At 72.2% G+C, this 9804-nt stretch carries 8 protein-coding genes and 1 pseudogene; 6 read left to right on the forward strand and 3 right to left on the reverse strand.

Going from position 1 to position 9804, the window contains the following annotated elements; genetic code table 11:
- Both EAD96_RS28330 and EAD96_RS30930 read right to left on the reverse strand, forming a co-directional pair.
- Window positions 1-1113 carry a hypothetical protein gene (locus tag EAD96_RS28330; RefSeq protein ID WP_147457947.1) on the reverse strand — a complete coding sequence of 371 codons (1113 nt, stop codon included), beginning with the start codon at window positions 1111-1113 and terminating at the stop codon, window positions 1-3.
- A 178-nt stretch (window positions 1114-1291) separates the two neighbouring features.
- Window positions 1292-1459: a DUF5679 domain-containing protein gene (locus EAD96_RS30930; RefSeq protein ID WP_007464795.1), complete on the reverse strand. Its 168-nt coding sequence runs from the start codon at window positions 1457-1459 to the stop codon at window positions 1292-1294.
- A gap of 474 nt (window positions 1460-1933) precedes the next feature.
- Here EAD96_RS30930 and EAD96_RS28335 point away from each other — a divergent pair, with 474 nt between their 5' ends.
- Window positions 1934-2455: a M48 family metallopeptidase gene (locus tag EAD96_RS28335; RefSeq protein WP_120573257.1), complete on the forward strand. Its 522-nt coding sequence runs from the start codon at window positions 1934-1936 to the stop codon at window positions 2453-2455.
- 112 nt (window positions 2456-2567) lie between these two features.
- On the forward strand, window positions 2568-3239 hold the full coding sequence (locus EAD96_RS28340) for a hypothetical protein (RefSeq protein ID WP_121686391.1): 672 nt from the start codon (window positions 2568-2570) through the stop codon (window positions 3237-3239).
- Between the two features lie 109 nt (window positions 3240-3348).
- Here EAD96_RS28340 and EAD96_RS28345 read toward each other — a convergent pair whose 3' ends face one another.
- On the reverse strand, window positions 3349-4620 hold the full coding sequence (locus tag EAD96_RS28345) for a zinc-dependent metalloprotease (protein WP_091423230.1): 1272 nt from the start codon (window positions 4618-4620) through the stop codon (window positions 3349-3351).
- 115 nt (window positions 4621-4735) lie between these two features.
- Here EAD96_RS28345 and EAD96_RS28350 point away from each other — a divergent pair, with 115 nt between their 5' ends.
- From EAD96_RS28350 to EAD96_RS28365, 4 genes and pseudogenes are all read left to right on the forward strand, one after another.
- Complete coding sequence (locus EAD96_RS28350) at window positions 4736-5749, forward strand: PDZ domain-containing protein (RefSeq protein ID WP_199733325.1); 1014 nt, start codon at window positions 4736-4738, stop codon at window positions 5747-5749.
- A 127-nt stretch (window positions 5750-5876) separates the two neighbouring features.
- A complete protein-coding gene (locus EAD96_RS28355) occupies window positions 5877-8876 on the forward strand; it encodes a UPF0182 family protein (RefSeq protein WP_233586201.1) in 3000 nt (999 codons plus the stop codon).
- Between the two features lie 148 nt (window positions 8877-9024).
- Window positions 9025-9534: an RNA polymerase sigma factor gene (locus EAD96_RS28360; protein WP_120573261.1), complete on the forward strand. Its 510-nt coding sequence runs from the start codon at window positions 9025-9027 to the stop codon at window positions 9532-9534.
- Window positions 9524-9804, forward strand: a pseudogene (locus EAD96_RS28365) (hypothetical protein); the annotation flags it as partial. The gene EAD96_RS28360 and the pseudogene EAD96_RS28365, both read left to right, overlap by 11 nt.

The following is a 9804-nucleotide window of genomic DNA, read 5'->3' on the forward strand; positions in this document are numbered from 1 at the left end:
TTACCGACTCGGGGCCTCCGCTGCTGCCGTGCGGCCGGTAGCGGTCGGGGCCGACCGGATCGGGCGACGCCGGCAGCAACCGCAGGAGGGGTGCGGCGGCCACCGTCGGTAGCGGACCCGGCCCGGACCGCGGATCTCCACCGCGCCGCCGAGCGTCTCCGGCTGGGCGCCGTCGAGCTGGGCCAGCACCTCGGCCGTCGCGAAGGCCGCCGCGGCAAGCCCGGTGGCGGCGGCGCAGGCCCGCTCGCCCCGGTCGGCGGCGAGCTGGGCGGCGAGCGCGGGCCAGTCCGGATCCCGGTCGCCGCGGTGCAGGTCGAGGCAGCGCAGGCAGGGACCGACGGGCGGGCGGACCAGCGGACCGACCACCGGTACGCCGCCCCGCAAATCGAGCAGCAGGTGGGGCTGACGACGGCGGGCGTACCCGGTGGCGAGCAGTTCGGCCGGGCGGTCGACGCCGAGCTGCACCACCAGATCCGGCCGGGCCGGCCGGGACGGGCCGGTGACCGTTCCGGGCGCGCACCGCGCAAGCGCCGCACGTACCGCCGGGGCCAGCGGCCGGCCCAGCTCCGCGGCGGTCAGGCCGGTCCCGACCAGGTCACCGGCGCCGACCGGGCCGGCCAGATCGGGTACGACGTGCCCGACCCCGGCCTGGGCCAGCGCGACGGCGACCGCCGCGCCGAGCCGTCCCGTGCCGGTGACCAGCACCCGGGCGGCACGGCGGCGGCGCAGCAGCCGCGCCGGTGTGCCGGGCAGGTCGGGCGACGCGAGCGCCAGCGCGGCGGCCTCGGCGGCCAGCCGGGCCCGGGCCGGGCCGGTGAGGTCACGGGGGAGCAGGGTCTGCGCCGGGACCACCAGCCCGGCGCCCCGGAGCGTGTCGAGCAGGGCGCGTGCCTCGTCGGGCGGAACCCGGGCAGCGCCCGCCCCGGCCAGCACGGCGCGTTCGCTGCGGGTGCCGTCGAGCAGGTCGAGCAGGCGGGCCGTCCCCGGCGAGGACATCTCCAGCAGCACCGCGCGGCCGGGCGGCTCGCCGAGCTGGAGCGTGTGCCGGTCGCGCCAGAGCCGGGTCAGGCCGGGCAGCAGGACGGGACGGACGAGCGGCGTCGGATCGGTCACGCCACTGATCGTGACCGTCTCCACGCGCTCCGTGGCTCGTTGTCCACAGGTGCGGCGAGCCGTGGCCAGCGTTGTCCACAGCATCTCGCCGGTTTTCCACAACCAGCCGGTAACTCTGTCGGCTACACGACGGGGGAGGGCGGCCACCGGCCGTCCTCCCCCGTGTCTGCCGTACGGGTCAGACCTTGGCCTTGCCCAGGATGCGGTTCACTGTTGTGCCGCACACCGGGCACTTGCCCTTGGCCATGTTCATGCCGGTCTTCGAGACCTCCACGTGCCCCTCGAAGTCCCGCTTCTCCTTGCACTTCACGCAGTAACCGTTGTAGGTCTGGGCCTGGTCGGCCACGGTAGCCTCCTCGTCTCGTCCGCCGGAGGTGTCCCGGCGGGTCTCCCTGCGGCGGTCCACGCGTGGCCCGGCGCCGGGGGGTTCTCCGCGGTCAGTCACCTGACCGTGGTTGGCGGACCCTACCCAGGTCTGGGCGGTTCCATGTCAGCTGTGCGCCGACTCTGTGAGCAAGTCGACGTCGAGAGTGTGCATGCCGAGTAACGTCGGATAAGTCAGTTTCGCGCGGACACGCCGGATGAATGCACCCAGATCCGCTTCGCGTGGCCCCGCCGACTGTCACTCGTCGTAGATCACTTAACGTGAACAGGGCCGGTCAGGTGATGGTCAGCTACCGTCGCAAAGAATTTTTTCCGGACTCCTGACAACCAACCGCCACTTTCCGGGCGCGTGTCGTCGTGTTGACTCTTGCGGAGTCCTGGTCAGTACGCATTAGCTTTCCATCGTGACAGTCAACCGAGGCTGCGCGGACCGGTAATGGCCGTGACGCGGAAGCCCGTCGTCGAGGTGCGGCGCAGCCAGCGTCGGCGGCGCACGGTGTCCGCGTACCGGGACGGGGAGCGCGTCGTCGTGCTCATCCCCGACCAGTTCTCCCGGGCCGAGGAGAGCGAGTGGGTCGACCGGATGCTCGCCCGGCTCGCCGCCCGCGAGGGCAGGCTGGCCCGCTCGGACGCCGAACTGCTCGCCCGAGCCGCCCGCCTGATCGACCTCTACCTGACCGAATACGGGTCGGCCGCCGCGCCGGCCAGCGTCCGCTGGGTGACCAACCAGAACGGCCGCTGGGGCTCCTGCACGCCCGCCGACCGCACCATCCGGATCTCGCACCGGGTCCAGGACATGCCCGACTGGGTGATCGACTACGTGCTGCTGCACGAGCTGGCACACCTCATCGTGCCCAGCCACAACGCCGAGTTCTGGGCGCTGGTGGCCCGCTACCCCAGGTCGGAACGCGCCCGCGGCTACCTGGAGGGCGTAGCCGCCACCGCCGCCATCCCCTGACCCCCGCCCGTCGGGGTCGATCATGAAGTTGGACCGGCGTTCCGTCCGCTTCGTCACCGCCAACTTCATGATCACGCGCGGGTCCGCGCGGGGGTGGGGTTAAGGTCGGCGAATGTCGCGACGTGTGGTGGTGGCGCTGCTCGGCCCGGTGACCTGGTCGCCGCCCGGAATCGACCCGGCGCGATGGCGTACCGCGCTCGCCGAGGACGTGGTGGACCTGCTCGCCACGCTGAACGAGGTGGAGACCGCCGTCGCGGTCACCGCCGGGGACCGATGGCTGGCCGACGCCGTGGTCTGGCCCGGCACCCAGGTGTACGAGGTGACCGAGCCGACCCCGAACGCGGTGTTCGCGGCGCTGGCCGGGAAGGCGTCAGGACAGGAGCTGGCGGCCACTGCGGGCGAGGCGGCGGTCACCGGCGACCGGGCGGTCCGCTACGACCAGGTGGCGGTGGTGGTGGCGGACGCGCCGGACCTGCCCGGGCTGACGCTCGGCAAGCTGCTGCGCCCGCTCACCACCCGGCCGGTGGCGGTGGCCCCGGTCGAGGGGAGCGGAACCGGGCTGCTGGGGGTGGCGGCGCGGCTGCCCGTACCGGCGTGGCTGCCCGTGCTGGACCTGGACACGACCGAGCCGGCCGAGGTGCGGCGGGCGGCACCGAGCCCCGGGGACGTGGCGGTCACCGCCGGCTGGCACCGCATGCGCGGCCCGGCCGACCTGACTGCGCTCGATCCAGCCGTCGAGGGCTGGGAGGCCACCCGAGCCCTGCTCTCCGGCCGCCCCGTCTGACCCCCACCCTCCGTTCCCGGCCCGCCGATCTTGCAGTTTGGCACCCGACAGAAGCCGCTTTCAGGACATTCCGAGGGCCACAACTGCAAGATCGACGGGGTGGACGGTGTCAGCGCTTGTCGTCGTCCTCGCCCGGGGACTTCTCCTCGGGAGCGCCCGGGGCGGAGAAGTCGAAGTTCGCCAGCTCGTCGTCGAGATCGGTGCTCGTCGTGGCGAACGCCTCCGGCGCGGCGAAGTCGTCGTCGGAGGGCAGCAGGTCCGGGTGACCCCAGACCGCGTCCCGACCGGCGATGCCGCGGTGCTCGGTCAGCGCCGCCCACAGCACCGTCGCCTCACGTAGGCGACGGGGCCGCAGTTCGAGGCCGACGAGCGCGGCGAACGTCTGCTCCGCCGGGCCACCCGCGGCGCGGCGGCGGCGGAACGCCTCGCCGAGGCGTACGACGTTGGGCAGGCGGTCACCGGCGGCGCTGTCGACGACATGGCAGACCCAGCCCTCGACCAGGGCGAGTACGGTCTCCAGCCGGGCCAGCGACGCCTTCTGCGCGGGCGTGTCCTCGGGCGTGAAGATGCCCTCCAGCGCGATCGCCTGCATCGACTCCGGGTCGGTCGGGTCGACCCGGCCCATCGCCTCCTCGATCGCCTCCCGGTTGACCCGGATGCCCGCGGCGTAGTTCTCCACCGCGGTCAGCACGTGCCCGCGCAGCCACGGCACGTGCTGGAACAACCGCTGGTGGGCGGCCTCGCGCAGGGCCACGTAGAGGCGTACCTCGTCCTCGGGCAGCTCCAGGCCCTCGCCGTACACCTTGATGTTGGCGGGGACGAGCGCGGCGGTGCCGGCGGGGCCGAGCGGCAGGCCGATGTCACCGGCGGAGAGCACCTCGGCGGCGAGCGAGCCGAGCGCCTGGCCGAGCTGGCCGCCGAAGAGGGCGCCGCCGAGCGTGGCGACCATCGACTGCATCGGGCCGAGCTGGGCGCGGGCCTCCGGCGGCACCAGGTCGCCCATCGCGCCGACCATCCGGCTGGCCACCGGGTCGCAGAGCTTGCGCCACACGTCGAGCGTCTTGAAGATCCACTCGTTGCGGTTCCAGGCGACCGAGGTGCGGATGCCGGAGGGCCACGAGGTCGCCGGCTCCAGCCAGAGGTCGGCGATGCGCAGCGCCTCCTCGACCGCGTTGCGTTCGAACGGCGACACCGCCGGGTCGCCGGCGGCGGCGAGCTGGCTGGCGGCTACCTGCCGGGCGAGGTCCCAGTTGACCGGCCCGCTGCCCGGCGCCGAGAGCAGGTGCTGCAACTGCGACATGAACTGCTGCATCGCCGCGGGATCGTTGGGGTCTGGTGGTTGACCACCCGGGAGCGCGAAGCCGAACGGAATATCAGGCACGACCTCTACGGTACGCGGGCCCCGCCGCAGGTCGCGCCACTCGGCGTTGCGCTGAGGGCGAAGTCCGCCGGTCACCGCGCCGGACGGCCGGGTGCGGATCGGTACGCTCTGGCGCATGAGACGTCGCGGCGTGACCGTCCTGCTCGGTGCCCTGCTCACCGCCCTGCTCAGCGTCGGCGTGCTGAGCGTCCCGCTGCCGTACGTGGTGCTCGGCCCCGGTCCGACGGTGAACACGCTGGGCAGCGAGGACGGCAAGGAGGTCATCCAGGTGACCGGCCGCGCGACGTCCACCTCCGCCGGTCAGCTCCGGCTCACCACTGTCGGTGTGCAGCCGACGGTGCGGCTGCGGTCGGCGCTGGCCGGCTGGTTCTCCTCGGACGAGGCGGTGGTGCCGCGGGAGCTGGTCTACCCGCCGGGGGAGTCGCAGGAGGAGGTCGAGAAGCGCAACGCGGAGGACTTCCAGAACTCGCAGACCAGCGCCGAGACGGCGGCGCTGCGCGAGCTGGGCTACCCGATCAAGGTGCAGGTCAAGGCGGTCACGCCGGGCGGCCCGTCGGTCGGCGTGCTGCGACCCGACGACGTGGTCACCTCGGTCGACGGGGCGCCGGTGACGAGCGCGGCCAAGCTCACCGAGCTGATCCGGGCGAAGCCGGCGGGCACCGCGCTGAAGATCGGCTACACCCGGGGCGACACCCCGGGGACGGCCACCGTGACCAGCCGCGAACAGGACGGCCGGCCGCGGATCGGTGTGGAGATCGACCAGCAGCAGCCGCACCCGTTCACCCTCAAGATCGACCTTGGTGACATCGGCGGGCCGAGCGCCGGGCTGATGTTCTCGCTCGGCATCATCGACAAGCTGGAGCCGGCCGACCTCACCGGCGGGAAGATCATCGCCGGTACCGGCACCATCGACGACGAGGGTCGCGTCGGCCCGATCGGCGGCATCGCGCAGAAGCTGGTCGGCGCCAAGGACGCGGGCGCGAAGGCGTTCCTGGTGCCCGCCGACAACTGCGCCGAGGCGGTGCGCAATCCGCAGCCGGGCCTGCCGCTGCTGAAGGTCGCCACGCTGGGTGAGGCATTGAAGGCACTCGAGACGCTGCGCGCCGGGGGACAGCCGACGCGCTGCTGAGGCGGGCCGGGCGGCGGCCGGCGGGCGGATCGTGACGTGACCTTGACCCGACGTGCTCAGGAACACCCCGTACTCTTGGTGCCTGGTCGGAGCCGATCACATCGAGCGTGCGGAGCCAACAGTGGTCATGCGTAGCAGTCCCTTACCGAGGATGAGCCGGCGCGGACGCGTCACCATCGGTGTCCTGATCGGGGTGTTCATCTTGTTCACCCTCCTCGGGTGGGGCGTCAACGCCTGGACCGACTGGCTCTGGTTCGACGAGGTCCGCTACACCCAGGTCTTCACCGGCGTGCTCGCCACCCGCCTGCTGCTGTTCCTGGTGGTCGGCGCCGGCATGGCGCTGCTCGTCGGCGGCAACCTCTGGCTGGCCCACCGGCTGCGGCCCAAGATGCGTCCGCACTCGGCCGAGCAGGCCACGCTGGAGCGCTACCGGATGCTGCTGAGCCCGCGGCTCGGCACCTGGATCGCGCTCGCCGCCGCCGTCGTCGGACTGTTCGCCGGCCTCTCCGCGCAGAGCCGCTGGGGCCAGTGGCTGCTGTTCCGCAACGGCGGCGACTTCGGCGTGAAGGACCCGGAGTTCGGCGTCGACGTCGGCTTCTACGTCTTCCAGCTCCCGTTCTGGCGCTACGTGCTCGGCGTCGGCTTCACCGCCGTGGTGCTGTCGCTGCTCGGCGCGCTCGCGGTGCACTACATCTTCGGCGGCGTGCGCCTCCAGGGCATCGGCGACCGGATGACGAACGCCGCCCGCGCCCACCTCAGCTCGCTGGTCGCCGTGTTCGTGCTGCTCAAGGCCGTCGCCTACGTGCTCGACCGGCGGGCCATGCTGCTGGAGTACAACGAGGGCGCCAAGCTCTACGGCGCCGGCTACGCCGACGTGAACGCGCTGCTGCCGGCGAAGGAGATCCTCGCCTGGATCTCCGTCCTGGTGGCGCTGGCGATCATCGTGTTCTCCAACGCGGTGATGCGGAACCTGGTCTGGCCGGGCATCTCGCTCGCCCTGCTGGGCGTCTCCGCGGTGGCGATCGGCGGCATCTACCCGTGGGCCGTGCAGACCTTCGAGGTCAAGCCGAGCGCCCGGGACAAGGAGGCGCCGTACATCGAACGCAGCATCAAGGCCACCAGGTCCGCGTTCGGTCTCGACAGCACGAAGACCACGCCGTACGCGGCCAGCAACCTCGTTCCACCCGCCAGCCTCGCCACCGACACCTCAGTGGTGTCGAACATCCGGCTGCTCGACCCGCAGCTCGTCTCCGAGACGTACACGCAGCTGCAGCAGGTCCGCGGCTTCTACGACTTCGGTTCGAAGCTGGACATCGACAGGTACTCGGTCAAGGACAAGACCTCCGACTACGTGGTCGGCGTCCGTGAGATCAACTACGGCGAGCTGACCGACCAGCAGAGCAACTGGATCAACCGCCACACCGTCTACACCCACGGGTACGGCCTGGTGGCCGCCCCGGCGAACCAGGTGGTCTGCGGCGGCCAGCCGTACTTCGTCTCCGGCTACCTCGGCGAGAAGGCGCAGGAGGCGTGCTCCTCGCCGACCGAGGAGATCCCGGCCCAGCAGCCGCGGATCTACTACGGCGAGCGGATGGAGGCGAGCGACTACGCGATCGTCGGGCAGAACGGCGACCGCAACGTCGAGTTCGACCGGCCCACCTCCACCGGCGGTGAGCAGTACTACACCTACACCGGCGAGGGCGGCGTCAAGATCGGCTCGTTCCCGCGCCGGCTGCTCTACGCGATCAAGGAGCAGGAGTCGAACTTCCTGCTCTCCGAGGCGGTCAACGAGAACTCGAAGCTGCTGTACGTGCGTAACCCGCGCGACCGGGTGGAGAAGGTCGCGCCGTTCCTCACGCTCGACGGCGACCCGTACCCGGCGGTGGTCAACGGGCGCGTGCTGTGGATCATCGACGGCTACACCACGGCGGCGACCTACCCGTACGCCGAGCGGGTCAACCTCCAGGCCGAGACGACCGACGAGCTGACCGGCCGGGGCACGTTCCAGCTCGCCCGGGAGAACGTCAACTACATCCGCAACTCGGTGAAGGCGACTGTCGACGCGTACGACGGCACGGTCAAGCTCTACTCGTACGACGACACCGACCCGGTGCTCAAGGCGTGGAACAAGGCGTTCGGCGGTGACCTGGTGCTGCCCAAGGGCGACATCCCGGCCGAACTGGCCGAGCACTTCCGCTACCCGGCCGACCTGTTCAAGGTGCAGCGCAACCTGCTGACCAAGTTCCACGTCACCGACCCGGGCGACTTCTACTCCGGCCAGGACTTCTGGCAGGTCCCGAACGTGCCGGACGCGCCGGACAGCGGGCAGAAGCAGCCGCCGTACTACCTGTTCACCCAGTTCCCCGGGCAGGACGGGCCACGCTTCCAGCTGACCTCCGCGGTCACCCCGAACGGGCGGCAGAACCTCGCCGCGCTGGTCTCCGGGTCGTACGTCGACGGGCAGCCGAAGCTGGAGGTGCTGGAACTGCCGGACCAGACCCGGATCTCCGGGCCGACGCAGGTGCACCAGCAGATGACCAACAACGGCGACATCCGGCAGCAGCTCAACCTGCTCTCCTCCAACCAGGCGCAGGTGCAGTACGGCAACCTGCTCTCGCTGCCGTTCGCCGACGGCATGCTCTACGTCGAGCCGGTGTACGTGAAGAGCAGCAGCCAGGACGCGTACCCGCTGTTGCAGAAGGTGCTGCTCTCCTACGGTGACGGCGGCTCGTACGTGGTGCTCGCCAACAACCTCAACGACGGCATCAAGCAGCTCGTCGAGCAGGGCAAGCGGGCCCCGAACAACAACCCGCCGCCCGCCACCGACGACAACCCCACGCCGGACAACCCCACGCCGTCGCCGACCGCGGGCGACAACAACACGCCGCCGGTGAGCGGAGAGCTGGCCCAGGCCGCCGCCCGGGTGCAGACCGCGATCGCCGAGGTCAAGGCCGCGCAGACGTCCGGCGACTTCGAGCGGTACGGGCGTGCGCTGAAGGCGCTGGACGAGGCGATGAGCGCGTTCCAGCAGGCACAGGCCGCGGCCGGCGGCTCGGGCAACCCGGCGCCGTCGGGCAGCGTCTCGCCACCGGCGCCGACGTCGCCCGCGCCGACACCGGGCGGCTGACGCCGAGCTGACACCACGAGCTCGTGGTCCGGGACCGCAACGGTCACCCGGACCACGGGCTCGTGTCGTCTTCCGGACTCCCCGCCCGCAACCCCGCACCCCGCCGCGCCGTCAACAGTGCAGGTGAACGTGTGGGGCGGGAGGGCACATGCGGGACGCGGACAGCTTCGACGACTTCTACCGCAGCACGTCGGGGCGGGCCGTCCGGTACGGGTACGCGGTGGCGGGCGACCCGGCCGAGGCCCAGGATCTCGTGCAGGAGGCGTACGCCCGGGCCTGGCGGCAGTGGGCGAGACTCGCCGGCCATCCCGCGCCGGAGGCGTGGCTGCGGCTGGTGATCAGCCGGCTGGCGACGGACCGGTTCCGGCGGCTGCGCGGGTGGCGCCTCGCGGCCAGCCGCACCGGCCCGCCACCCGACGTCGGGCCGCCGGGCGAGGACACCGTGCTGCTGGTCGCGGCGCTGCGGCAGCTCCCGCCCCGGCACCGGCAGGCGCTCGCCCTGCACTACCTGTTCGACCTGCCGGTGGAGGAGATCGCCCGGGAGGCCGGCGTGCCCGCCGGCACTGTGAAGTCCTGGTTGTCCCGGGGACGGACCCGGCTGGCCGAGCTGCTGCCCGGCGTCGCCGCCGAGGAGCTGGAGGTCAACGATGTCGCGTGAACTGCACCGCTACTACCGGTCCCTCGCCGCCGACACCGACGAGCGGGTGCTGCCGGCGCCGGACCGGCTGCGCCGCAGCGCCGACCGCTGGGCCCGGCGCCGCGCCGCGATCACCGTCCTGGCCGCCGCCGGGCTGGTCGCGGGCACTGTGGCGGGGAGCCAGCTGGTGTTCGCCGCCGGGCCGGGCCCCGACCCGGTTCCACCCCCCGCGGGTACGCCCACCCCGCGTCGGCTCATACAGCTTATCGCACCCCGATCCTGGAGATCAGC

It is taken from the genome of Micromonospora sp. BL1, from assembly GCF_003667485.1.
In the GTDB taxonomy this organism is placed as follows: domain Bacteria; phylum Actinomycetota; class Actinomycetes; order Mycobacteriales; family Micromonosporaceae; genus Micromonospora; species Micromonospora tulbaghiae.

Excerpts from the sequence above, each read along its gene's own strand:
- EAD96_RS28335 (WP_120573257.1), top strand. The coding sequence starts at position 1,934 with ATGGCCGTGACGCGGAAGCCCGTCGTCGAGGTGCGGCGCAGCCAGCGT.
- EAD96_RS28340 (WP_121686391.1), top strand. The coding sequence starts at position 2,568 with ATGTCGCGACGTGTGGTGGTGGCGCTGCTCGGCCCGGTGACCTGGTCG.
- EAD96_RS28350 (WP_199733325.1), top strand. The coding sequence starts at position 4,736 with ATGAGACGTCGCGGCGTGACCGTCCTGCTCGGTGCCCTGCTCACCGCC.
- EAD96_RS28355 (WP_233586201.1), top strand. The coding sequence starts at position 5,877 with ATGCGTAGCAGTCCCTTACCGAGGATGAGCCGGCGCGGACGCGTCACC.
- EAD96_RS28360 (WP_120573261.1), top strand. The coding sequence starts at position 9,025 with ATGCGGGACGCGGACAGCTTCGACGACTTCTACCGCAGCACGTCGGGG.